The sequence below is a fragment of the Nocardioides sp. JCM 18999 genome (genome assembly GCF_055391175.1).
In genome coordinates this window covers 3,364,231-3,386,710 of the sequence record NZ_AP043887.1, presented here as the reverse complement: position 1 = coordinate 3,386,710, position 22,480 = coordinate 3,364,231, and the positions used below count along the sequence as shown (strand labels likewise).

The window sequence follows — 22,480 nt, the reverse complement described above, 5'->3', positions numbered from 1 at the left end:
TCGGCGACGTGCCGACCTGGGGAGTGGATAGAGGACCTTGAGCGACCAGCAGGACATCGCCGAGAACATCGTGGAGCGCGAGATCGCAGCCGAGCAGGCGTTCGTCGATCGCGTCTACCGGCAGTTGGAGGTCTCAGCGCAGGCGGCCAAGGCGCTGGAGAAGGAGGGCCACGCCCGCGGTCGACTCGGTCACGAGGGTGGCCTCGTGGAACGCGACGCGATGCTCTTCCAGGCGGCCCGTCGGATCGCGCAGCTCGACGCCGCGCACGAGGGCCTCGTCTTCGGTCGGCTCGACCTCGACCCCGAGCTGGACGACCAGCCCCGCTACATCGGCCGGATCGGCCTGCGTGACGAGGACCGCGACTCGCTCCTGATCGACTGGCGCGCCCCGGCGTCCGCCGTGTTCTACCAGGCCACCGCGGCCGAGCCGCGCGGCGTCGTACGGCGTCGGGTGCTGAGGTCGAAGGGCCGCGCCGTCCTCGGTGTCGAGGACGAGCTGCTCGACTCCGAGGCCTACTCCGGGCTGGAGGAGGCGCTCCCGATCGTCGGTGAGGGTGCGCTGATCGCGCAGCTCTCCCGCGCTCGCGACCGCCAGATGCACTCCATCGTGGCGACCATCCAGGCCGAGCAGGACCAGGCGATCCGCGCACCCGGCAAGGGTGTGGTCTCGATCAGCGGTGGCCCCGGCGTCGGCAAGACCGTGGTCGCGCTGCACCGCGCCGCCTTCCTGCTCTACTCCGACCGGCGTCGGTACGAGTCCGGTGGCGTCCTGATCGTCGGTCCGTCCGGCGTCTTCATGAACTACATCGCCCGGGTGCTGCCCAGCCTCGGTGAGACCGCCGTCGCGCTGCGCTCGCTCGGCGAGGTCGTCGACGGCTACAAGTCGAGCCGGCACGACGAGCCGTCGGTCGCCGCGGTGAAGGGCTCGGCCCGGATGGCCGAGGTGCTGCGTCGCACCGCCCGCCAGGCCGTGCCCGGCGGGCCGCGCGAGTTCCGGATCTTCTACCGCGACGACGTCCTGCTGCTGGACCGCGCCAAGCTGGGCGACCTGCGTCGCCAGCTGATGAACCAGGGCCGCCGCAACCGCCAGATCACCCGGGTCCCGCAGACGCTGCTCGACGCGCTGTGGCGCCAGGTCCGCTCCGAGCGGGGTCGCGATCGCGGACGTGAGGCGTTCGAGGACGACATGCTCGGCGACGACAGGTTCCTCGACTTCGCGCACGCCTGGTGGCCGCCGCTCGAGGCCCGCGAGGTGCTCGGCTGGCTGCGTGAGCCCGAGATGCTCGCCCGTGTCGCCGACGGCGTGCTGCCGGCCGAGGACCAGCGGCTGCTGCTGAAGTCGTGGGCGTCGGCGGACCTGAGCATCGCCGACATCCCGTTGCTCGACGAGCTGCGCTACGCGATCGGCGACCTGCCGGAGAAGCCCGCCGACGAGCGCGACATCGACCCCGAGCTCGGGATCAGCGTCACGGAGCTGCTCACCGCCTCGGACCGCGAGTTCGCCAGCGGCCCGGCGTGGAAGCCGCCGACGAACCGGATCGACGACGACCCGTACGCGCACGTGCTGATCGACGAGGCGCAGGACCTGACCCCGATGCAGTGGCGGATGGTCGGCCGTCGCGGGCGGACGGCGTCCTGGACCGTGGTCGGCGACCCCGCCCAGTCCTCGTGGCCCGTCTGGGCCGAGGCCGAGGCCGCGCGGGCCGAGGCGTTGGAGGGCAAGGAGCTGCACGAGTTCCACCTCAACACCAACTACCGCAACAGCTCCGAGATCTACGAGTACGCCGCCGACTACGCGCGTCGGGTCGGCCTCGACGCCGACCTGCCGACCGCGGTGCGCTCCACGGGCGTCGACCCGACGGTGATCACCGGGATCGGCAGCGTCGCCGAGCTCGAGGCGACCACGCGTGCCGAGGTGATCCGGTTGGCCGGCGAGGTCTCCGGCACCGTCGGCATCGTCGTCCCGTTCGCCCGTCGTGCCGAGGTCAACACCTGGCTGGCGTCGTGGCCCGAGCTGGCCGAGGACGCCCGCAGCGCCCGCGCCGCGGCGACGGACTCCGGTGCCGCCCCGTCGGGTGAGGACCGGGTCGTGGTGCTGACCGGTCTGGACACCAAGGGTCTCGAGTTCGACGGCATCGTCGTCGTACGGCCCGACGAGATCGAGGCGGAGTCGGCGACCGGACGGGCGACGCTCTACGTCGTGCTCACCCGTGCCACGCAGCTGCTGACCACGATCAGCTGAGGTCCACCGTGCCCCGGGTGACGCTCGCCGACGTGGCCAAGGCGGCGGGGGTGTCGCGCTCGACGGCCTCGGAGGCGTTGTCCGGTCGGGGCCGGATGGCCGAGGCCACGCGGGACCTGGTCCGCGAGACCGCCGCCCAGCTCGACTACCGACCCAACGCGCTGGCGCGGGGCCTGCGCACCGGCCGGACCCGGTCGATCGGGCTGCACCAGCTGGCCGGGGCCGACGCGTTCGCGGCGCAGTACGTCCGCGACTTCGTCGGTGGCGTGATGCTGGTCGCCAAGGAACGCGACTACGACCTGATGTTCCTGTCGGCGCACCCGGACAAGCCGCGCGCCAGCCAGCCGCAGGTCGACGGGATCATCATCGCCGACCCGATCGCCGACGACCTGCGTGCGTTGGAGCTGCTCGGCTCGGGTGTCCCCGTGGTCGCCGCCGAGCGCTACCCCGACGGGATGCCGACCTCGCCGGTGATCGGGATGGACCACGCGACCGCTCTGCGTGAGCTGCTCGAGCACTGCCGGGCGGCCGGTGCGACCCGGCCGCTGCTGGTCGTCCCCGACGAGCGGTCGGGCTGGGGATCGCTGCTGCTCGCCGTCTACCGCGAGTGGTGCGGCGAGCACGGCTTCGATCCGGTGCACGCCCCGGTCGACTTCATCGAAGGGTTCGAACCCGACGCCGGAGTGCGCAACGAGCACCTGGTCGCGCTCCGCCCGGACGCCGACCTGATCCTGGTGCCGACCGAGTCCATGGCCGTCGTCGTGGTCACCTCGCTCACCGAGCGGGGCGTGGCGATCGGCTCGCAGGTCAAGGTCGCGGCGCTCTGCGACGCGGCCCTGCTCCCGCATCTGACGCCGCCGGTGAGCGCCATCGACCTGAGCCCGCGCCAGCTGGGCGCCGCCTGCGCCAGCGCGCTGATCGACCACCTCGAGCAGGGCACCGAGCTGGCCGAGCTCACGCTGCTGCCCGGCAGCCTGCGGCTGCGGGACTCGACCGGCTGAGTCACTCCTCCAGCGCGAGCCCACCGACGGCGGCCAGCACCAGCACGCAGCCGAGGACCCCGACGGCGGTGAGGTGCTCCTCCAGCACGATCGCGGCCAGCACCGCGGCGGTGACAGGTTCGAGCAGGCTGGCGAGGGTGGCTTGGGTCGCGGGGACGGTGCGCAGGCCGGCGTACAGGGCGAGGTAGGCCAGCGCCATCGTGCCGACGCCGAGGTAGAGCAGCCAGCCGGCCACCGCCGCCGACTCGGGCAGGTAGGGCCCGCCGACCAGGAGCAGCGGCAGCAGCACGATCGCGCCCGCGGCGGTGGAGGCGGTGGCCAGCGAGGTGGGCGCGGCCACCTGGGCGACGCGACGTCCGACCAGCGTCGCCAGCGCGTACGTCGCCCCCGATGCGATCGCGAGGGCGACTCCGAGTCCGGGGCGCGGTCCGAGGTCGGAGCCGCTGGTCAGGCAGACCAGCGCCAACCCGGCCAGTGCGACCCCGAGGGTGACCAGCGTGAGCGGTGAGGGCATCCGGCGCCGATGGGCCGCGTCCAGGCCGGCCAGCAGCACCGGCGCGAGTCCGAGGCTGACCATCGTGGAGACCGCGACCCCGACCTGGGTCACGGCGACGAAGTAGAGCGCCTGGTAGACGCCGGTGGCGCCACCGACCAGGAGCACCGATCCCGGGTGCCGGCGCACCAGCTGGACGACATCGCCCAGACCGCGGCCGAGGGCGACGATGACCAGCATCGCCGCCGCCCCGATCAGCATCCGTTCGGAGCTGAGGACGAGCGGGGAGAAGGGCTGCTCCTCGCGGATCAGCTGCACGACCAGCCCGCCGGTGCCCCACAGCACACCGGCCAACGCCACCTGGAGGAGACCGATCCGCACGAGGGGACTCTAGTGAACCGAGGGGGATGCCCCGGAGAAGAACCCTGGTGCATATTTCCGGCACTCGTGCTGCACTAGTGGTCATGCACCGCGCGATCGCTGGAAGCATGACCGGACGGATCACCAAGTGGATCGTCCTCGCCGTCTGGATCCTGATCATGGTCGGCGCCTCCGGCCTGGCCGGGAAGCTGACCGAGGTCCAGAACAACGAGGCGTCGAGCTGGCTGCCGGACTCGGCTGAGTCCACCCAGGCACTGGCGAAGCTGGCGCCGTTCCAGGACGAGGAAGACGTGCCCATGGTGGTCGTCTACCACCGTGAGGGCGGGCTGACCCCGGAGGACTTCACCGCGATCACCGCGCAGGCCGCCGAGCTGGCGGAGCTCGACCGCGTGGTCGTCCCCGACTCCGGCCCGACCGTGATCGCCCCGACCGATGCCGCCTCGGGGCAACAGGCGGGCCTGGTCTCCGCCGACGGCGAGGTCGCCCAGGTGATCGTCACCTTCAACATCGGCGAGGAGGGCTGGAACATCCTGCCCGACATCGCCGATGACGTGAACGAGATCGTCGGCCTGTCCGACGGCGGTGTCACCCACCTCGCCGGCCCGGGTGGTCAGAGTGCTGACGCCGCCGAGGCCTTCGCCGGGATCGACGGGACGCTCCTGCTCGCCACGCTCGGTGTCGTGATCGTGATCCTGCTCTTCACCTATCGCAGCCCGATCCTCTGGCTGCTGCCGATCATCTCGGCGGTCTTCGCGCTGTTCACCGCCGAGGCGGTGATCTACCTGCTGGCCAAGCACGCCGGCCTGGTGGTCAACGGTCAGTCGCAGTCGATCCTGTCGGTGCTGGTGATCGGGGCCGGGACCGACTACGCCCTTCTGCTGGTGGCGCGCTACCGCGAGGAGCTGCGCCGGCACGAGGACCGGCACGCCGCGATGGCCGTCGCGCTGCACCGGGCCGCCCCGGCGATCATCGCCAGCGGGTCCACCGTCGCGATCGGGATGCTCTGCCTCCTGTTCGCCGAGATGAACTCGACCGCCGGCCTCGGACCGGTCGCCGCGATCGGCATCGTGGCGACGCTGCTGGTGATGCTCACCCTGCTCCCTGCGCTGCTGGTGATCTGCGGTCGCTGGGTGTTCTGGCCGGCCCGGCCGACGTACGGGACGACCGACCCGACCACGCACGGGATCTGGGCCAAGGTCGGCGCCTGGATCAAGCCGCGTCCGCGGCGGGTGTGGGTCGGGACGAGCCTGGTGCTGGCGGCGTGCTGCCTCGGCGTCCTGACGCTGTCGGTCGGCAACATCCCGACCGACGAGCAGTACACCAAGGACTTCGACTCCGTGATCGGCCAGCAGACCCTGGTCGACCACGGCCTGGCCGACACCTCGACCCCGATCCAGGTGGTCACCAACGCCGAGAGCTCGGACGAGGTCGTGGCGGCGATCGGCACCGTCCCCGGCCTGGGCGAGATCAACGACCAGATCCCGCCCGTGGACGGGGTGAAGTACATCGAGGTCACCCAGCCGGTCGACCCCGCCAGCGACGAGGCGGCCGACCAGGTCGTCGCCGTGCGCGAGGCGGTGCACGCCGTGCCCGGCGCGGATGCGCTCGTCGGTGGGTCGGCGGCGCTGTACCTGGACATCGCGGAGGCCTCCCAGCACGACAACCGGGTGATCATCCCGATCGTGCTGCTGGTGGTGATGGTCATCCTGATGATCCTGCTGCGGGCGATCCTCTCCCCAGCGCTGCTGATCGTGACCGTCGTGCTCTCCTACGGGGCTGCGCTTGGCCTGTCCTCGCTGATCTTCAAGGCCCTGGACTTCCCGGGCGCGGACAGCTCGTTCCCGCTGTTCGTGTTCGTGTTCCTGGTCGCGCTCGGGATCGACTACAACATCTTCCTGATGACCCGGGTGCGGGAGGAGACCCCTGCCCACGGCACCCGCGAGGCGTCCCTGATCGCGCTCGCCTCCACCGGGGGCGTGATCACGTCGGCCGGCCTGGTGCTCGCGGCGACCTTCGCCGTCCTCGGATCGATCCCGCTGGTCTTCCTCGCCGAGCTCGGCATCGCCGTCGCGCTCGGGGTCATGCTCGACACGCTGATCGTGCGCTCGGTGCTGGTGACCGCCCTCAACCTCGACGTGGGTGGGCGGATCTGGTGGCCGTCGCGCCTCGATCGAGCGTCAGTGGACGCGGCTGACTGAGCCGCTCTCCGGGTCGATGACGACGTAGGACGGGTCGCGGTACTTCCACTTGAAGGTTCCGAGGATCAGCATGAAGATTCCCGTGCCCGCAATCGCCAGGATCGTGGAGTCGACGCCGCCGACGGCGATCGCGACGAGGCCGCCGGCGATCAGCGCGATGGCCCCCGCCCCGATCCAGAATCCCGTCAGGACGAGGTCGGCCGATCGCCACATCGAGCCCGGAACCGGCACCTGCACCGCTGGCAGTGCCGGCCGGCCGCGAGGCTTCAGGCCGGGACGATCACTGAGCCACTTCTCCCGGCCCGCAACCAGCTCTGCGTTCGCACGTTCCCGATCGAGCTTCTCCAGCTGCTCGGCCTGTCCGGCGAGGTCGTCGCCCAACGGCTCGAGGAGGCGCGCGGCCAGGGCGGGGAGGCCGAGGGCCTCCAGCAGTTCCGCCGGTGACCCGGCGCGTCGGTACACCTCCGGCGCAACGTTCTCATCGCCACCGTTGCTGCGGGCGAACCGTGCCACCGGACCCACGGGACCGGTGGCTTCCGTCCCTCCGTAACGAGTCCCGAGCCCGATCCCGACCTCGAGTCCCACCTCGTGGATGACCTTGAGGTAGTACCCGGCCACGTCGAGATCGAGGAGGAGGAAGGTGACGGAGGACGGCACCGACTGGTCGTAGATGACGTGCCCGGCTCCCGACACGATGTCGGTCGCCTCGGGGTGTTCTGCCGCGTTGAGCTTGAGGTAGGTCCATTCGCCTGCCCGCACCAAGGTGGCACCGCCGAAGCGGTGTCCCAGCCACCGGAGCCAATGGGGACTGTCATTAGTACCGATCACGGCGGCCCCGATGCGAGGCTCGGGGATCATGCCGATCACCCTGGCCAGGTCGGACCAAGAGGAGACCAGGGCCTCGTCCAGCGCCGTTTCCGTGACGGGGAACGTCCCTGCGAGCCATGACCTCAGTTCCGTGAAGTCGCTGGTTTGACCGTCGGTGGCACGCCAAACGACTTCGGCGTGCCCCGGACGGAGGAGTCGCCATTTCGGGTCGGACTCGACGGTATCGTCGTCGATCCAGAGCTGGGGGCGGTCGAGGAGGAACGGCAGCCACGCATGGGCCGCGACGTTGGCCAGGATCCATCCCGTGTCGTTGTCGGCCGGCACCAAGAAGTCGGTCAGTGCATCAGCGACGGTGTCGAGTTGGGCCACCACCTCGTCCTGGGTCGCCCGAACCAGCCATCGCATCATGCCCCCATCATCGGCGTCCCAGGCGCAGTGCTGCGTGCAATCCGGTGGACTCGCCTCGTTAGGGTTCTCCCATGACTGCGCCTGATGCTGCTCGCGACGCTCTCGAGGCGATCCAGGCGCACGAGGCGTGGGCGCTCATCCGTCGCTCCACCCGGGTCGGTGATCGCGAGTCCATCGGCGCTCTCGGCGGCAGCCGCTCCGAGGTCGCCTCGATCATGGACATCCCGCTCGAGACGGGCATCCCGACCGACGGCCACGTCGCCGATCGGCTGGTCGCGGTGCCGTTCCGGCAGGTCACCGAGCGCGGCTTCGCGGCCCACGACGACGGCACCCCGCTGGTCGTGGTCGACATCGAGGCCGAGTTCGAGCTCTCCGTCGCCGACGTGCTGGCGGTGCTGCCCGACACCGACTTCGAGTTCTCCGACCGCGGCGGCTTCGAGACCTCCGACGCCGACTACGAGGCCGTCGTCGAGCAGGTCATCCGCGAGGAGATCGGCCTGGGCGAGGGCGCCAATCTGGTGATCGGTCGCCATTTCCGCGCCGTCGTCGCCGACTGGGACACCGACAAGGCGCTCACCGTCTTCCGCCGCCTGCTCGAGCGCGAGCGCGGCGCCTACTGGACGTTCTGCTTCTTCACCGGCGACCGTTACCTGATCGGCGCCACCCCCGAACGCCACGTCTCGATGTTCGGCGGCGACGTCCGGATGAACCCGATCTCCGGCACCTTCCGACTGCCCCGGGAGGTCGCCGCGACCACGGCCGAGGAGGCCGCGGCCGAGCTCAAGCCCCAGCTCCTCGAGTTCCTGCGGGACGAGAAGGAGATCTACGAGCTCTACATGGTCGTGGACGAAGAGCTGAAGATGATGTGCGAGATCTGCAACGAGGGCGGCCAGGTGCTCGGCCCGTTCCTCAAGCCGATGTCACGACTGATCCACACCGAGTACCTGCTCGCCGGGAAGTCGACCGCCGACCCGCGCCAGGTGCTGCGCGACACCATGTACGCCGCCACCGTGACCGGGTCACCCGTCGAGAACGCCTGCCGGCTGATCAAGGAGTACGAGCCCGAGGGCCGCGGCTACTACTCGGCTGCCCTGGCGCTCTTCGGTCGCGACAGCGCCGGGCAGCCGGTGCTGGACAGCCCGATCCTGCTGCGCACCGCCGACGTGTCCGTCGACGGCCGGCTCAAGGTCTCGGCCGGCGCCACGCTGGTGCGCGACTCGGTGCCGTCGTACGAGGTCGCCGAGACGCACGCGAAGGCGGCCGGGATCCTGGGCGCCTTCGGCCTGGTGCCGCCCGCCCCGGCCGTGTCGGGGCTCGGGGTCGCCGAGGTCGTCGCCGACGAGGACGTGCTGATCGAGCTGAGTCGCCGCAACCGTCGGCTGTCGTCGTTCTGGCTCAACGACCAGGGTGACGACACCGACGCCGACCTCGTCGGCCCGGACCCGCAGCTGGCCGGCCAGCACGTCGTCGTCCTCGACGGCGAGGACGACTTCGTCAAGATGATCCGGCACATCCTCGGCGTGCTCGGGATGACGTCGTCGGTGGTGCGGCACGAGGACTACACCCCGGCAGCGTTCGACGGTGCGGACCTGGTCATCGTCGGCCCCGGCCCCGGTGACCCGCGCGACGACGCCGATCCCAAGATGGGTCAGCTGCGCGCCGCGGTCGCCTACCTGCTCGAGAACGAGCGCCCGTTCCTCAGTGTCTGCCTGGGACATCAGGCGCTGTGCCACCAGCTCGGGCTGCCGTTGGCGATGAAGGACATCATCTTCCAGGGCACCCAGGCCGCGGTGCCGCTGACGCTGGGCGGGCGGACCCGGACCGAGCGGGTCGGGTTCTACAACACCTTCGTCGGTCGGGTGCCGGAGTCGGGCCTGCCCGACGGCGTCACGGTGGACACCGACCCGGTCAGCGGCGACATCCACGCGATCCACGGGCCGCACTTCGAGGGCATCCAGTTCCACGCCGAGTCGATCCTGACCGAGCGTGGTTTCGACGTGCTGCACGACCTGGTCCGCACCGTTCTCGTGCGTTGATTCGTTCCCGGGCGATGTTTCCTCGACGTTTCGACGCCCGGGGCTGACGCTCTCTGGAACGATCCATTAACGTGGAACCCATGGCTCAGCCCGATGAAACAGTCGCACCGCACGTGATCGTGCTCTTCGGAGCCACCGGCGACCTCGCGCGGCGCAAGCTGCTTCCCGGTCTGCTGCGCCTGCACGAGGCCGGACTGCTGCGCAGCGCCATGATCATCGGCACCTCGCTCGACGAGATCGACTCCGAGGAGTTCGCCAAGCTCGCCCGCCAGGCCTGCGAGGAGTTCGGCAAGGGTGAGATCACCGAGGAGCGGTGGTCCCACTTCGAGCAGATGCTCTCCTTCATCCCGACCTCGCAGGGCGCGCACGCGCTCAAGGCGCTGGTCGAGGAGAAGCGCGCCATCCTCGCCTCCTCCGCCGGTGCCTCCGAGGTCCGGCTGCTGCACTACTTCTCGGTCCCGCCCAAGGCGGCGCTCGTCGTGATCAAGGAGCTCGAAGAGGCCGGCCTCGTCGAGAAGGCCCGGATCATCATGGAGAAGCCGTTCGGCACCGACCTGGCCAGCGCCAAGACGCTCAACGCCGCGGTGCACGAGGTCTTCGACGAGGACCAGATCTTCCGGATCGACCACTTCCTGGGCAAGGAGGCGGCGCAGAACATCCTCGCCTTTCGGTTCGCCAACGGTCTGTTCGAGCCGATCTGGAACCGCAACTTCATCGACCACATCCAGATCGACGTCCCCGAGACGCTCGGCCTGGAGGGGCGTACGGCGTTCTACGAGTCGACCGGCGCGTACCGCGACATGGTCGTCACCCACCTGATGCAGATCCTCGCGTTCGTCGCGATGGAGCCGCCGACCTCGCTCGCGCCGGGACCGATCTCGGACGAGAAGAACAAGGTCTTCCGCTCGATGCAGCCGATCAACCCGATGGAGAACGTCGTCCGCGGGCAGTACTCCGGCTACCGCGGCAAGGAAGAGGTCGCCGACGACTCCGACACGGAGACGTTCGTGGCGCTCAAGGTCATCATCGACAACTGGCGCTGGAGCGGTGTCCCGTTCTTCCTGCGCACCGGCAAGAAGCTGGCCGAGGGCGCGCGGATCATCTCGATCGCGTTCAAGGAGCCCCCGCTGACGATGTTCCCGGCGGGATCCAACGCCGGAACGCAGGGACCGGACCACCTGACGTTCGACCTGGCCGACCAGTCGAAGCTCTCGCTGTCGTTCTACGGCAAGCGTCCCGGCACCGGGATGAAGCTGGAGAAGCTCTCGATGCAGTTCGCCACCGAGGACACCTCGTCGTCGTCCGGCGTGCTCGAGGCCTACGAGCGGCTGATCTTCGACGCGATGCGCGGCGACCACACGCTGTTCACCACCGCCGAGGGCATCGAGACGCTGTGGGAGGTCAGCCAGCCGCTGATCGACAACCCGCCGCCGGTGCGGCTCTACCCGCCCGGCTCCTGGGGGCCGAACGCGATCCACCAGCTGATCGCCCCGCACACCTGGCGCCTCCCGTTCGAGCGGGGCTGGCGTGAGAAGGGCACCTCGCGGCGCTGAGCTCAGGCCGGTGCGCCGGCCGGGACGGGCGCGGAGGATCCAGGCAGCACCAGGGTCATCCGGGCGCCGCCACGCGGGTTGCTCCCTGCGGTGACCGCGCCACCGTGGCGGTCCGCGGTCTGCTGGACGATCGAGAGACCGAGGCCGGAGCCGGGCATCGCCCGTGACTCGGCCGATCGGTAGAACCGGTCGAAGACGTGCGGCAGGTCGTCCGGGGCGATCCCCGGACCCTGGTCGTCCACGGTCAGGGTGCCGCCCACGAGCGTGACGGTGACGGTGCCCTCGGCGGGACTGAACTTCGCGGCGTTGTCGAGCAGGTTGGTGATCGCGCGCTCCAGTCCGGAGGCGTCACCGACCACCCACCACGGCTCGGCGCGGACGTCGAAGAGCACCGACGGTGCCCGCAGCCGGACCCGGGCGACGGCGTGGTCGACCACGTCGACGAGGTCGACCGGACCGACCTCGGTCGTCGGCGCCTCCTCCTCGCGCGCCAGCGCGACCAGGTCACCGATCAGCGTGGTGAGCTCCTCCATCTGAGCCCGTACGTCGCCCAGCAGCTCTTCACGCTGCACCGGGTCGAGCTCGAGGTCGGCCTGGGTGAGCAGGTCGATGTTGGTCCGCATCGAGGTCAGCGGGGTGCGCAGCTCGTGGCCGGCGTCGACGATCAGCTGCCGCTGACGGTCCCGGGAGGCGGCCAGCGCGATCAGCAGGCCGTTGAACGCGGCCGCCAGTCGGGCGACCTCGTCGACCCCGTCGACGGGCAGTGGGGTGAGGTCCTCGGTCCGGGTGATCTCCTCGACCTGGCTGGTGAGGCGTCGGACCGGGCGCAGACCGTTGGCGGCGACCAGCCAGCCGAGGATGCCGGCGATCGCGATCCCCAGGAAGCCGCAGAAGATCATCACGATCCGGAGGCGGTGCAGCATCCGGTCCTGGGTCTCCAGCGACTGGGCCAGCACCAGCGCCTGTCCGGGGATGACGGTCGGGACGGTGACGACGCGGTAGGCCTCACCGCCGGCCATCAGGGTGCGGATCGCCATGGGGGAGTTGCCGTCGGCGACGTCCTGCTCGGGCTGCCCCAGGTCGGGGACGGGCTTCACGGTGCGGTCGGGGAAGTACACCCGGCCGTAGGTGACGAAGCCGATCCGGACGTCGGCGGCACCGAGCGCGGCGATCGGGATCGTCACCCGGCCGCCGGTGAGCTCCTGGAGTGCGGGTGAGGCAGCTGCCGAGTGCGCCCGTTTCTCCAGCGAGGCGTCGAGGTTGCTGTTGAGCTGCATGTGCAGGACGACGTACAAGGAGACGGACAGGGCCGCCACGACCAGCGCCACCGCGCCGGTGGTCAGGACGGTGACCCGGCTGGCCAGGGAGTGTCGGTAGTGCCAGCGGTCGTCAGCACCCTGGTTGCGGGCCTCGGGGTCGGAGCTCACGATTCCTTCAGCACGTAGCCGACGCCGCGCACGGTGTGGATCAGGCGGGTCTCACCCTCGGCCTCGGTCTTGCGGCGCAGGTAGCCGACGTAGACCTCGAGCGAGTTGGCGGTGGTCGGGAAGTCGTAGCCCCAGACCTCCTCGAGGATGAAGCTGCGGTCGAGCACCCGGCGGGGGCGACGCAGGAACATCTCGAGCAGGGTGAACTCGGTGCGGGTGAGCTCGATCGCCCGTCCGGCGCGGGTCACCTCGCGGGTGGTGGTGTTCATGGTGAGGTCGGCGAACTCGAGGATCTCCTCGGAGTCCGGGTCCTCGAGGGGGACGGCGCGACGCAGCAGGGCGCGCAGCCGGGCGAGCAGCTCGGGCAGCGCGAACGGCTTGGTCAGGTAGTCGTCGGCGCCGGCGTCGAGGCCGTCGACCCGGTCCCCGACCGCGTCCAGCGCGGTCAGCACGATGATCGGCACGTCGTTGCCGGCCGCCCGCAGGGCGCGGGTCGCCTCCAGGCCGTTGAGCCGCGGCATCATCACGTCCATCACGACGACGTCGGGGTGCGCGGCACCGATCACGGCGAGTGCTTCGGCGCCGTCCTCGGCGAGTGCGACCTCGTAGCCGTTGAACTCCAGCGAGCGCCGCATGGACTCACGGACAGCCTTGTCGTCGTCGACGACGAGCGCGCGGGGCTTCGGTTCACCAGTCACGCTCGCTAGCGTGCCACGCGCGTCTGAGTCTGCGCTGAAAGTCGACCAGTGAAAGGATGAGTGTCATGACGTGGTTCGACTCGCCCGCCGACGCTGCCAGCCGCCTGGGCGAGGCGGGCTACCTCACCGACGACGCGATCGCGTTGACGGTCTTCCTCGCCGGTGCGCTGCAGAAGCCCATCCTGGTCGAGGGACCGGCCGGGGTCGGCAAGACCGAGCTGGCCAAGGCCGTGGCCGCCTCCACGGGCGCCGACCTGGTCCGGCTCCAGTGCTACGAGGGCCTGGACGAGGCCCGCGCACTGTACGAGTGGAACTACAAGAAGCAGCTGCTCCGGATCCAGGCCGCCAGCTCGGACCAGGCCTGGTCGGAGACGCACGACGACATCTTCAGCGAGGAGTTCCTCCTCACCCGCCCGCTGCTGACGGCGATCCGGCGCGAGGAGCCGACCGTCCTGCTGATCGACGAGGTCGACAAGACCGACGTCGAGGTGGAGGGCCTGCTGCTCGAGGTGCTGAGCGACTTCCAGGTCACCATCCCCGAGCTGGGCACGATCACCGCGGTCAAGCGTCCCTTCGTGTTCCTCACCTCCAACGCCAGCCGGGAGCTGTCCGAGGCGGTCAAGCGGCGCTGCCTCTACCTGCACATCGACTACCCGGACGCCGAGCGGGAGAAGGCGATCATCACCGCCCGTGTCCCCGGCCTGTCGGACATCGTCGTCACGCAGCTGGTCCAGGTGATCGCGCGGCTGCGGGAGCTCGAGCTCAAGAAGGCGCCGAGCATCGCCGAGTCGATCGACTGGGCGCGGACCCTGATCGCGCTGCAGATCGGCAACCTGGACGACAAGGTCATCGACGACACCCTCGGGGTGGTGCTCAAGCACAGCTCGGACCTCACCCGCGCGGCCCGCGAGCTCAAGCTGGGCAAGCCGGACCGCAAGCTCACCCAGTGGAACTGACTGCTCGATGAGTCTGCTCGACCGGCACATCGCCTTCCTCGAAGCCCTGCGGGCTGCGGGGATGCCGGTCTCGTTGTCCGAGGACCTCGACGCGGTCGCGGCCCTCGGCATCGTCGGCTGGGGAGAACGCTCCGCGGTGCACGACGTCTACGCCGCCACCCTGGTCAAGCGGGCCAGCCAGCGACCGACCTTCGAGGACCTCTTCGAGCTCTACTTCCCCCGGATGGTCGGGGCCGGCGCACCGCGCGAGCGGGGTACGTCGGCGGGCGAGGGTGACGGCGAGCCCGAGGACTTCGATCCCGAGGCTTTGATGGCCGCCTTCCGCGAGGAGCTCGTCGAGGCACTTGCAGCCGCGTCGACCGAGCAGGGTCGGCAGCTGGCCTCGGAAGCGGTCGGTCAGTTCGGTGCGATGCCGGGCCGTGGACCCGGGATGAGCAGCTGGTCGTCGTACACGGCGTTGAGGCGGCTCGACCCCGGTGAGATCGAGAAGCGCCTGACCGCGGCGCTGATGGAGCAGGGCTGGCCCACCGACCAGGCCGAGGAGACCGCCCGCCGTCGGGTGCGGGAGTTCCAGTCCCAGGTCGAGGCCGACGCCCGCCGTCGGATCGCGGAGGAGAAGGGGCCCGACCAGATCGCGAAGGTCACCATCCGGCCCACCATCGAGAAGCTGAACTTCCTGCACGCCCGCAAGGCCGACGTCGAGGAGCTGCGCCGCCAGCTGTACCCGCTGGCCCGCAAGCTCGCGACCCGGATGAGCCAGTCCCAGCACGCCAAGCGTCGCGGGCCGCTCGACATCCGCCGCACGATGCGCGAATCGATGTCGTACGGCGGCGTGCCCGTGGAGACGCGGCACAAGCCGAAGCGACCGCACCGCAACGAGCTGGTGGTGCTCTGCGACGTCTCCGGCTCGGTGTCGCACTTCGCGACCTTCACGCTGCTGCTGGTGATCGCGCTGCGCGAGCAGTTCACCAAGGTGCGCGCGTTCATGTTCGTCGACGACATCGTCGAGGTGACCGCGACGATGCAGCCCGGTGCCGATCTGGTCGACACGATGAACGAGCTCACCGCCGCCGCACAGCACGCCGCGACGATGGGGCGCACCAACTACGGCCGGGCGTTCCAGCGGTTCGCCGAGAACTTCCCCGACGCCGTCGGCCCGAAGAGCTCGCTGCTGATCCTCGGCGATGCGCGCTCCAACTACGCCGACCTGAAGCTCGACGTGCTCAAGGACCTGGCTGGGCGCGCGCGGCACTCGTGGTGGCTCAACCCCGAGGTCGAGATGCAGTGGGACGTCGGCGATTCCGCCGCGACGCCGTACGGCTCGGTGGTGCCGATGGTGGAGTGCCGCAACCTGGAGCAGCTCACGGAATTCGTGCAACGGCTGGCGTGAGCGCTCGGTAGCGTCTGCCCCGTGCGAGCCATACCTGACGACTTCGACCCCGCCGTCGTCGCCGAGATCGACGGCCGACTCGCCGCGATCCAGGACGACCACGGGGTCAGCATCCCGTGGGCGATCGAGAGCGGAAGCAGGGCCTGGGGCTTCGCCTCGCTCGACAGCGACTACGACTGCCGCTTCTTCTACGTCCGCCCCAAGCGCTCCTATCTCGACCTGTGGCCCGACCGGGATGTGATCGAAACACCGCTCGTCGGCCTGCTGGACGTGAACGGATGGGATCTCGGCAAGGCGGTGCGGCTCGCGGTCGAGGGCAACGCCACCGTCGGGGAGTGGCTCCGGTCGCCGACCGTCTATCTCGGTGAGGAGGCTTTCCGTGATCAGCTGATAGATCTCGTGGCCTCGGTCGCCGACGTGGGCCGCATCCGACGGCACTACCTCCACGTCGGTCGTGGGCAGTGGGCGAACGCGGACGCGGGCGGGGGCACGGTCAAGCTCAAGCGGATGTTCTACGCGATCCGGCCTGCCGTCACCCTGCACTGGATGGATGCCCACGACGGCGTTCCGCCGATGAACCTGGACGAGCTCCTCGCGGAGACTCCCGTCCCGGACGACGTGCTCGCCGAGATCACCGCCCTGCGTGAGGCCAAGGCGATCACCCGGGAGCTGGGCACCGCCACGGTCCCGCCGGCTGTGTCAGCGTGGATCGAGACGACCTTCGACGCGGTCGACGACACCCACCAGGCACCGCCGACCGGGATCCGGGAGCGGGCGATGGAGGGGTTCATCGACCTGCTCGACCGGTGGGGTTCTCCGAGCAGCTAGCCGGTGGGTGACTGAGGATTGACCGAGGTTGGGGCGCGCCGCAACCTGGAGCGGCCTACGGGGTTCGTGCGGCGGCTCGCCTGAGGACCACCATGGCGGACGCCACCATCGCCAGCAGTGTCGTCACTCCGAATGCCAGCCAGTCGGTGCCGCCGTCCTCCTCGGGGGCCTCTTCAGCGGCCGTCGGCTCGATCGTGGCGTCGCTGACTCCGGCCGGATCGACGCCGAAGGTGTAGTCAGGATCAAAGTCGAGCCCGTCGTCGACCGTGGCGGTGCCGGCCGGTGTCCCGGCGGGGATCTCGATGATGGTCGAGAAGCCCATCGACTGACCGCTGGGTTCGAAGGTGCCGACCTCCAGCACCTCGCCGCCGGGGAGGACCACCGTGACGTGCACGGGACTCATCGGGGCCAGAGGCTCGTCGCCGCCGGTGTCGTTGCAGGTCTCGGTGTAGAAGTGCCCGTAGACGGTGATCCGCCCGCCGGGCGCCACCGTCGGTGGTGCCGCACCGAAGTCGCCTCCCGGGGGCTGGTCGTCGATGTAGGGAGCGACGCAGGAGGCACTCGCCGGTCCGACACTGAGGGCGGTCGCCAGCAATCCACCGCCGACGATCGCTGCCCACCTCATGCCCATACGACGGATGATCCCACCTCCGGGTTCCCTCGGTTCGCAACTAACTGGTCTTGAACCGGCCGATCGGGAGCTCCCGGACCAGGGTTCAGGACCAGTTACTGTCCGGGACATGCTGCTCACCGACTCCGCCGCGCGAGGTGGCCGCGATGACAGCTGAGCACCCTCGCGCTGCGTTCGAGCGCAAGGCGTCCGCGCTCGTCGGGAGTCGCATCGTCGGGGTGCGCTACTCCGATCTCCCCGAAGAGTCGGATCCGAGAGTCTGGGATTTCGGCGACTGGCACCACGCCGTCATGGGGGCCGAGCTGATGCTCGACAGCGGCCCTGCCTCGATCACCTGGACGAGCACGTTCGACAGCTACGGGGTCGAGGTGTTCCACGAGCCGCTACCGGATCCCCAGACGCCCCACGACCGTGAGAACTGGGCGGTGGGGGGCGAGCCCTCTTGGCGGGACCGCCTCGGTGTCCCGATCTCGGCGGTCTCGTTCGCCTGGCATCGCTTCGAGGGGAGATCGAGTCGGCGCCGGTGGTGGGGCCGGTGGGTCGACGGACCGGTGGAGGTCACCGTCGTGCCGGACGCGATGCGCATCGACTTCGCGGGCGGGTTCGATCCCGTGTGGTTCGTGGCTGCGATGCCCGGCGAGGATGATCCGGAGAAGTCGTCCTCCTTGAGCGACGAGATCATCGTGGTCTTCACGGCCGACAAGATGAGGCGGATGGGGCTCGGCGCCGACGAGTTCGTCAACGTCGGCGGCCCCGGGCCTCGTCGATAAGTGCTGGTCAACCACCCCGCCGGTGGCCCTCGCGAACCCTTTGACCAGCACTTAACGCTGGGGGCTTAGGTTGGCCGCATGCTTCTCGCCTTCTCCGTCGCTCCCAGTGGATCCGCCGATGAGGACGGTTCGGTCGCCGCTGCGGTCGCTGCCGCCGTCCAGGTGGTCAAGGAGTCCGGGCTGCCGTGGGAGCTGACCTCGATGTTCACCACGATCGAGGGCGAGTGGGACGAGGTGATGGACGTGGTCAAGCGCGCCACCGACGCCGTCCTGGCGGTCTCGCCGCGAGCGAGCCTCGTGATGAAGGCCGACATCCGGCCCGGCTACACGGGTCAGCTGACCGCCAAGGTGAACCGGGTCACCCGCCTGCTCGACTGATCTGCCAGACCCGGCTGCTGGCCTGGGTCCCGGGAGGTTCGTCGAGGAACTTCTCGACCTCGCTCACCGCGTCGCGCACGAGCGGGTCCGAGGATCCGGCGGCCAGCGTGGCGCCGTGCCGGTAGTGCGTCAGGTCGTGCGGGTTGCGCGGGCCCGCGCCGAGATCGCTGAAAGTGACCGTCACCCGATGCCCCGCGACGTCGGGGAGACGGGCGGCGTCGAGGCGGGGGACCGGGTCGGTGGCGTGCTCCATCGCCAGCAGCCGCACACCCGACGGAAGGGGACGGTCCCCGATCGGTGAGCCAGCGGTGACGACCTGGGTGATCCGGAAGCCGGCCGGCCGCCGGGCGATCTCGGCGGCGACCATTCCGCCCATGCTGTGCCCGACCAGGAGCACCGGCTCGCCCGGCCGCACCCCGGAGGCGCGCATCGCCGCCACGATCCCGCGCTCGTACGTCGTCACCTGACCGGTCCGGATCGCCGCGTCCCCCGCGAAGCTGCGGGCCAGGTCGCGGTCGAACCCGTCCGTCCCCGGCAGCGTCACCACGTGGCGGCGCCCACCGGTCGGGGAGGTCAGGGTGAGCACCTCGATCGACCCCGCCGGCAGCTGGTTCACCCGGCTCAGCCGGTCGAGGAGGCCGGGCAGCGAGAGGGGCGGCGCCTCGCCAAGCGCGGCACCGGCAGCGATCCGTGCTGCGCCCTCCTCGCCGGCGTAGGCGTCGACCAGACCCCGCGCCCCGACACCGATCGAGGTGCCGGCGAGCACGGCCCGCGCAGCCAGCCCGAGCACGGTCTCGACGGGACCGCTGAACGCCATCGCCTCGTCGGTCGCGGACAGCAGCCCGATCGCGGAGCGGGCCGCGTCGGCGGTGAGCTCCAGCGATCGGGAGGTGCTGAGCAGTCCGCCCGGTCCGACCAGGACGGCCCCGAGGGTGGCTTGGGCCGCCGCGGCGGTGACCGGAGCGAGCGGCGCCGTCAGGGTGACGACCGCCAGGATCGACGCGGCTCGTTCGCTTCGACGTCGTGACCGCAGCGCCACCTCGTCGATCCGCCCCGCTACGGCCAGCACCTCGTCCCGCATCGCCGTCACGCCGGGGGTGGGGCCGATGTCGACCGCCCGGATCACGGTCGCCCTGGTCACGGCAGCACCGCATCGACCACGGAGCCGACGAAGGTCAGCGCCGACTCGGCCGTCTGCACGGCCCGTCCGTGCGCACCGACGACGTCAGCGGCGGCCTCGAGCTCGTGGGCCGCCAGGCGCAGCGCGTGCACCTGCAGGTCGACCGCGGCACGGAACGCGTCGGCGCTCAGTCCGCTCCACGACAGAGCCGCCGCCAGCCGGGTGAGCTCGGCCGCATCGTCGCGACAGCCGGCGGCGGCTGCGCGCAGGTCGTGCGCGCGTTCGTCCCAGCTGGATGCGCCCATGGGCGCAGCCTCATCGGAACCCACCGACCCGGTAGCACCACGATCCCCACCGGTGGACGGGACAGCCGCTGCCCCGGCCTGGGGAGGCTCAGCGGATCCAGGAATCCAGCGCGTCCATCCCGGACTCGATCACGCCGCGGTCCCCGGCGAACGAGAGCCGCACGAACCGGTGCCCCTCCGCGGTGTCGAAGTCGATCCCGGGCGCCACCGCAACGCCGGTCTCGGCGAGCAGCCGGTGCGACCAGGCCATCGAGTCGTCGGTGAGGTGCCCGACGTCGGCCCACACGTAGAACGCGCCGTCGGCCGGAGCCAGCCGGTCGATCCCCATCGCGCGCAGCCGGTCCAGCATCACCAGCCGGTTCCCGGCGTACGTCGCCACGTGCCCGTCCAGCTCGGCGGTCGCCTCGGGGGTGAACGCCGCGACGGCCGCGCGCTGGGCCAGTGCGGGCGGACAGATGGTGAAGTTGCCGGTCAGCACCTCGACGGCGCGACGCAGGTGCGCGGGCGCCAGCATCCAGCCGAGCCGCCAGCCGGTCATGGAGAAGTACTTCGAGAACGAGCCGAAGACCACCGGGCGGCGCGACGTGGACCAGCTCGACCGCGCCATCGCGGGCCCACCACCATCGACGGGGCCGTACTCGAGACCGTGGTAGATCTCGTCGCTGATCAGCTGCACACCGTGCTCGTCGCACCACGACGTCAGGGCGGAGACCTCGTCGGGGAGCAGCATCGTGCCGGTCGGGTTGGCGGCCGAGGCGAGCAGCAGCCCGCGCAGGTTCGGGATCGCCGCGACCTGCTCGACGGTCGGCTGGAACCGACTCGAAGGGCCGGTCTCGATCTCGACCACGGTGCAGCCCAACGCGGTCAGCACGTTGCGGTAGTAGGGGTAGGTCGGGCGGGCCATCGCGACCACGTCGCCGGGTTCGAAGGCGGCCAGGAAGGCCAGCAGGAACCCACCGGACGCACCCGTGGTCACCACGACCTCGTCGGGGTCGACGGCGAGGTCGTACCAGGAGCCGTAGTGCGTCGCGATCGCGGCGCGGAGCTCGGCCACCCCGACGGCCGGGGTGTAGCCGAGCGGGTCGGCGTCGAGCAGTCGGTGCGCCTCGGCCCGGACGGGGGCGGGCGCACCGGTGGAGGGCTGGCCGCTGTGGAAGGCGAACACCGGCGCACCGGTCGCGGCTCGCTGCGAGGCCGCCTCGATCATGTCCATCACATGGAACGGGGGCACGTTCGCGCGCTGCGCCGCGCTCCACCTCGACATGAGATCCACGCTGCCCAGGCTAGAGCCCCGATAACCTAGGACCCCGCCACCCCAGCGAAATCCCAGCGAAGAGGTGACATGACGTTCGACGCCCACCAGCTCGACATGTTCGTGCTGATCGGCGCCGCCGTCACCCTCGCCGCGATCCTCGCCGTCCGGGTCTCCTCCCGCACCGGGATGCCGACGCTGCTCGTCTACCTGCTGATGGGTGTGGTCCTCGGCGAGTCCGGGCTGGGGATCCATTTCGAGGACGCCGCCGCGGCGCAGGCGCTCGGCTTCATGGCGCTGGCGATCATCCTGGCCGAGGGTGGTCTGACCACCTCGTGGCGCGAGATCCGTCCGGTGATGCGCCTGGGCACCACGCTGGCGATCGTCGGGGTCGGGATCTCGATCGGCGTGGTCGCACTGACCGGGCACTTCCTGCTCGGCCTGGCCTGGCCCCTGGCCGTGCTGCTCGGCGCGGTGACCGCACCGACCGACGCCGCCGCGGTCTTCTCGGTGCTGCGGGTGGTGCCGCTGCCCCGCCGGCTGACCGGTGCGCTCGAGGCCGAGTCGGGGCTCAACGATGCGCCTACCGTCGTCCTGGTCACGCTGATCGCGACCGGGGCCGTGCACGAGCACGGTCCCTTCGTCGTCGGCGCGATCATCGCCTACGAGCTCGCCGCCGGCACCCTGATCGGCCTGGGTGTCGGGTTCGTGGGTTCCTGGCTGATGCGCCGCGCCGCGCTGCCCTCCTCCGGGCTCTACCCGCTGGCCGTGCTGACGCTGACCTTCCTGGCCTACGGCTTGGGCGTGCTCGCGCACGGCAGCGGCTTCGCCGCCACGTACGTCGCCGCGCTGCTGCTCGGCAACATGGAGCTCCCCCACCGTGGTGCCACCCGGTCCTTCGCCGAGGGTCTGGCCTGGCTGGCGCAGATCGGGCTCTTCGTGATGCTCGGTCTGCTCGCCTCCCCGGGCCGGATCACCGCCGAGACCGTCGGCCTGGCGCTGGTGGCCGGCTTCGTCCTGACCCTGGTCGCCCGACCGCTGTCGGTGGTGGTCTGCTCGATCTTCGAACGCTTCACCTGGCGCGAGCAGGCCTTCATGTCCTGGGCGGGTCTGCGCGGCGCGGTGCCGGTCGTGCTGATGACGATCCCGCTGGCCGAGGGGATGCCGGGCTCGGAGCGGCTCTTCGACATCGTGCTGGTGCTGGTGGTGGTCTACACCCTGATCACCGCCCCGTCGCTGCCGTTGGCCGCCCGGGTCCTGGGCGTGGCCCGTCCGACCGATCCACGGGCGCTGGAGCTCGAGGTCGCCCCGCTGGAGCGGCTCGACGCGGACCTCGTCCAGATCGCGATCACGCCGGGATCGCGGATGCACGGTGTCGAGGTCGGCGAGCTCCGACTCCCCCGCGGGGCCTCGGTCTCCCTGGTCGTCCGCGGCGGCGAGGCCGTCGTACCGGAGAAGCGGACCGTGCTCCGGTCCGGGGACGACGTGCTGATCGTGACGCCGCGGCACGTGCGCGAGGCCACCGAACGACGGTTGCGCCAGGTGAGCCGGCACGGCCGACTGGCCCGCTGGGTGCGGGACTGAC

General features: G+C 70.6%; 19 protein-coding genes. 11 read left to right on the top strand and 8 right to left on the bottom strand.

Annotated elements, in window-relative coordinates; all coding sequences use genetic code 11:
* Nucleotides 1-37 precede the first annotated feature (37 nt).
* Nucleotides 38-2,242, top strand: a complete 2,205-nt coding sequence (locus ACZ5J1_RS16820) for a HelD family protein (protein WP_464560686.1) — start codon at nucleotides 38-40, stop codon at nucleotides 2,240-2,242.
* 17 nt (nucleotides 2,243-2,259) lie between these two features.
* On the top strand, nucleotides 2,260-3,243 hold the full coding sequence (locus ACZ5J1_RS16815; protein WP_464560685.1) for a LacI family DNA-binding transcriptional regulator: 984 nt from the start codon (nucleotides 2,260-2,262) through the stop codon (nucleotides 3,241-3,243).
* A gap of 1 nt (nucleotide 3,244) precedes the next feature.
* Here ACZ5J1_RS16815 and ACZ5J1_RS16810 read toward each other — a convergent pair whose 3' ends face one another.
* Entirely contained in the window at nucleotides 3,245-4,117 is an 873-nt protein-coding gene (locus ACZ5J1_RS16810) for a DMT family transporter (RefSeq protein ID WP_464560684.1), read from the bottom strand.
* A gap of 83 nt (nucleotides 4,118-4,200) precedes the next feature.
* Here ACZ5J1_RS16810 and ACZ5J1_RS16805 point away from each other — a divergent pair, with 83 nt between their 5' ends.
* Nucleotides 4,201-6,315, top strand: coding sequence for an MMPL family transporter (locus ACZ5J1_RS16805; protein ID WP_464560683.1), 2,115 nt, complete (start codon nucleotides 4,201-4,203; stop codon nucleotides 6,313-6,315).
* Here ACZ5J1_RS16805 and ACZ5J1_RS16800 read toward each other — a convergent pair.
* Nucleotides 6,295-7,470, bottom strand: coding sequence for a hypothetical protein (locus ACZ5J1_RS16800; RefSeq protein ID WP_464560682.1), 1,176 nt, complete (start codon nucleotides 7,468-7,470; stop codon nucleotides 6,295-6,297). The two genes, ACZ5J1_RS16805 and ACZ5J1_RS16800, sit on opposite strands and share 21 nt — an antisense overlap.
* Before the next feature lie 152 nt (nucleotides 7,471-7,622).
* On the opposite strand from ACZ5J1_RS16800, the gene ACZ5J1_RS16795 reads away from it, so the two are divergent.
* The gene (locus tag ACZ5J1_RS16795; RefSeq protein ID WP_464560681.1) at nucleotides 7,623-9,587 is read left to right on the top strand and encodes an anthranilate synthase family protein; all 1,965 of its coding nucleotides are present in this window, start codon (nucleotides 7,623-7,625) and stop codon (nucleotides 9,585-9,587) included.
* 80 nt (nucleotides 9,588-9,667) lie between these two features.
* Nucleotides 9,668-11,140 (top strand): glucose-6-phosphate dehydrogenase, encoded by a 1,473-nt coding sequence (zwf, locus tag ACZ5J1_RS16790; RefSeq protein WP_464560680.1) that lies wholly within the window; start codon nucleotides 9,668-9,670, stop codon nucleotides 11,138-11,140.
* Nucleotides 11,141-11,142: 2 nt separating this feature from the next.
* Here zwf and ACZ5J1_RS16785 read toward each other — a convergent pair whose 3' ends face one another.
* Nucleotides 11,143-12,567, bottom strand: a complete 1,425-nt coding sequence (locus tag ACZ5J1_RS16785; RefSeq protein ID WP_464560679.1) for a sensor histidine kinase — start codon at nucleotides 12,565-12,567, stop codon at nucleotides 11,143-11,145.
* On the bottom strand, nucleotides 12,564-13,202 hold the full coding sequence (locus tag ACZ5J1_RS16780) for a response regulator transcription factor (RefSeq protein ID WP_464564811.1): 639 nt from the start codon (nucleotides 13,200-13,202) through the stop codon (nucleotides 12,564-12,566). The genes ACZ5J1_RS16785 and ACZ5J1_RS16780 overlap by 4 nt, the downstream gene beginning before the upstream one ends.
* 128 nt (nucleotides 13,203-13,330) lie before the next feature.
* Here ACZ5J1_RS16780 and ACZ5J1_RS16775 point away from each other — a divergent pair, with 128 nt between their 5' ends.
* The 3 genes from ACZ5J1_RS16775 to ACZ5J1_RS16765 are packed head-to-tail and all read left to right on the top strand — an operon-like array spanning nucleotide 13,331 to nucleotide 16,439.
* Nucleotides 13,331-14,221, top strand: a complete 891-nt coding sequence (locus tag ACZ5J1_RS16775; protein WP_464560678.1) for an AAA family ATPase — start codon at nucleotides 13,331-13,333, stop codon at nucleotides 14,219-14,221.
* A 7-nt stretch (nucleotides 14,222-14,228) separates the two neighbouring features.
* Nucleotides 14,229-15,611 (top strand): VWA domain-containing protein, encoded by a 1,383-nt coding sequence (locus tag ACZ5J1_RS16770; RefSeq protein ID WP_464560677.1) that lies wholly within the window; start codon nucleotides 14,229-14,231, stop codon nucleotides 15,609-15,611.
* 21 nt (nucleotides 15,612-15,632) lie between these two features.
* Entirely contained in the window at nucleotides 15,633-16,439 is an 807-nt protein-coding gene (locus ACZ5J1_RS16765) for a nucleotidyltransferase domain-containing protein (protein ID WP_464560676.1), read from the top strand.
* Nucleotides 16,440-16,494: 55 nt separating this feature from the next.
* Here the strand turns inward: ACZ5J1_RS16765 and ACZ5J1_RS16760 are convergent, their stop codons facing one another.
* A complete protein-coding gene (locus ACZ5J1_RS16760) occupies nucleotides 16,495-17,064 on the bottom strand; it encodes a hypothetical protein (protein WP_464560675.1) in 570 nt (189 codons plus the stop codon).
* A gap of 152 nt (nucleotides 17,065-17,216) precedes the next feature.
* On the opposite strand from ACZ5J1_RS16760, the gene ACZ5J1_RS16755 reads away from it, so the two are divergent.
* Both ACZ5J1_RS16755 and ACZ5J1_RS16750 read left to right on the top strand, forming a co-directional pair.
* On the top strand, nucleotides 17,217-17,840 hold the full coding sequence (locus ACZ5J1_RS16755) for a hypothetical protein (protein ID WP_464560674.1): 624 nt from the start codon (nucleotides 17,217-17,219) through the stop codon (nucleotides 17,838-17,840).
* A gap of 78 nt (nucleotides 17,841-17,918) precedes the next feature.
* Nucleotides 17,919-18,218 carry a thiamine-binding protein gene (locus ACZ5J1_RS16750; protein WP_464560673.1) on the top strand — a complete coding sequence of 100 codons (300 nt, stop codon included), beginning with the start codon at nucleotides 17,919-17,921 and terminating at the stop codon, nucleotides 18,216-18,218.
* Here the strand turns inward: ACZ5J1_RS16750 and ACZ5J1_RS16745 are convergent.
* The 3 genes from ACZ5J1_RS16745 to ACZ5J1_RS16735 all read right to left on the bottom strand — a co-directional run bounded on the left by ACZ5J1_RS16745 (nucleotide 18,199) and on the right by ACZ5J1_RS16735 (nucleotide 20,907).
* Nucleotides 18,199-19,359, bottom strand: a complete 1,161-nt coding sequence (locus tag ACZ5J1_RS16745; RefSeq protein WP_464560672.1) for a PGAP1-like alpha/beta domain-containing protein — start codon at nucleotides 19,357-19,359, stop codon at nucleotides 18,199-18,201. The two genes, ACZ5J1_RS16750 and ACZ5J1_RS16745, sit on opposite strands and share 20 nt — an antisense overlap.
* Nucleotides 19,356-19,643 carry a hypothetical protein gene (locus ACZ5J1_RS16740; protein WP_464560671.1) on the bottom strand — a complete coding sequence of 96 codons (288 nt, stop codon included), beginning with the start codon at nucleotides 19,641-19,643 and terminating at the stop codon, nucleotides 19,356-19,358. Before ACZ5J1_RS16740 ends, ACZ5J1_RS16745 begins: the two co-directional genes overlap by 4 nt.
* 88 nt (nucleotides 19,644-19,731) lie before the next feature.
* Nucleotides 19,732-20,907 carry an aminotransferase class I/II-fold pyridoxal phosphate-dependent enzyme gene (locus ACZ5J1_RS16735; RefSeq protein WP_464560670.1) on the bottom strand — a complete coding sequence of 392 codons (1,176 nt, stop codon included), beginning with the start codon at nucleotides 20,905-20,907 and terminating at the stop codon, nucleotides 19,732-19,734.
* A gap of 78 nt (nucleotides 20,908-20,985) precedes the next feature.
* Here ACZ5J1_RS16735 and ACZ5J1_RS16730 point away from each other — a divergent pair, with 78 nt between their 5' ends.
* Nucleotides 20,986-22,479 (top strand): potassium/proton antiporter, encoded by a 1,494-nt coding sequence (locus ACZ5J1_RS16730; protein WP_464560669.1) that lies wholly within the window; start codon nucleotides 20,986-20,988, stop codon nucleotides 22,477-22,479.
* Nucleotide 22,480 lies beyond the last annotated feature (1 nt).

Excerpts from the sequence above, each read along its gene's own strand:
- ACZ5J1_RS16770 (WP_464560677.1), top strand. The coding sequence starts at position 14,229 with ATGAGTCTGCTCGACCGGCACATCGCCTTCCTCGAAGCCCTGCGGGCT.
- zwf (WP_464560680.1), top strand. The coding sequence starts at position 9,668 with ATGGCTCAGCCCGATGAAACAGTCGCACCGCACGTGATCGTGCTCTTC.
- ACZ5J1_RS16740 (WP_464560671.1), bottom strand. The coding sequence starts at position 19,643 with ATGGGCGCATCCAGCTGGGACGAACGCGCGCACGACCTGCGCGCAGCC.
- ACZ5J1_RS16755 (WP_464560674.1), top strand. The coding sequence starts at position 17,217 with ATGACAGCTGAGCACCCTCGCGCTGCGTTCGAGCGCAAGGCGTCCGCG.
- ACZ5J1_RS16795 (WP_464560681.1), top strand. The coding sequence starts at position 7,623 with ATGACTGCGCCTGATGCTGCTCGCGACGCTCTCGAGGCGATCCAGGCG.
- ACZ5J1_RS16750 (WP_464560673.1), top strand. The coding sequence starts at position 17,919 with ATGCTTCTCGCCTTCTCCGTCGCTCCCAGTGGATCCGCCGATGAGGAC.
- ACZ5J1_RS16780 (WP_464564811.1), bottom strand. The coding sequence starts at position 13,202 with ATGCGGCGCTCGCTGGAGTTCAACGGCTACGAGGTCGCACTCGCCGAG.
- ACZ5J1_RS16730 (WP_464560669.1), top strand. The coding sequence starts at position 20,986 with ATGACGTTCGACGCCCACCAGCTCGACATGTTCGTGCTGATCGGCGCC.
- ACZ5J1_RS16775 (WP_464560678.1), top strand. The coding sequence starts at position 13,331 with ATGACGTGGTTCGACTCGCCCGCCGACGCTGCCAGCCGCCTGGGCGAG.
- ACZ5J1_RS16805 (WP_464560683.1), top strand. The coding sequence starts at position 4,201 with ATGCACCGCGCGATCGCTGGAAGCATGACCGGACGGATCACCAAGTGG.
- ACZ5J1_RS16735 (WP_464560670.1), bottom strand. The coding sequence starts at position 20,907 with ATGTCGAGGTGGAGCGCGGCGCAGCGCGCGAACGTGCCCCCGTTCCAT.
- ACZ5J1_RS16760 (WP_464560675.1), bottom strand. The coding sequence starts at position 17,064 with ATGAGGTGGGCAGCGATCGTCGGCGGTGGATTGCTGGCGACCGCCCTC.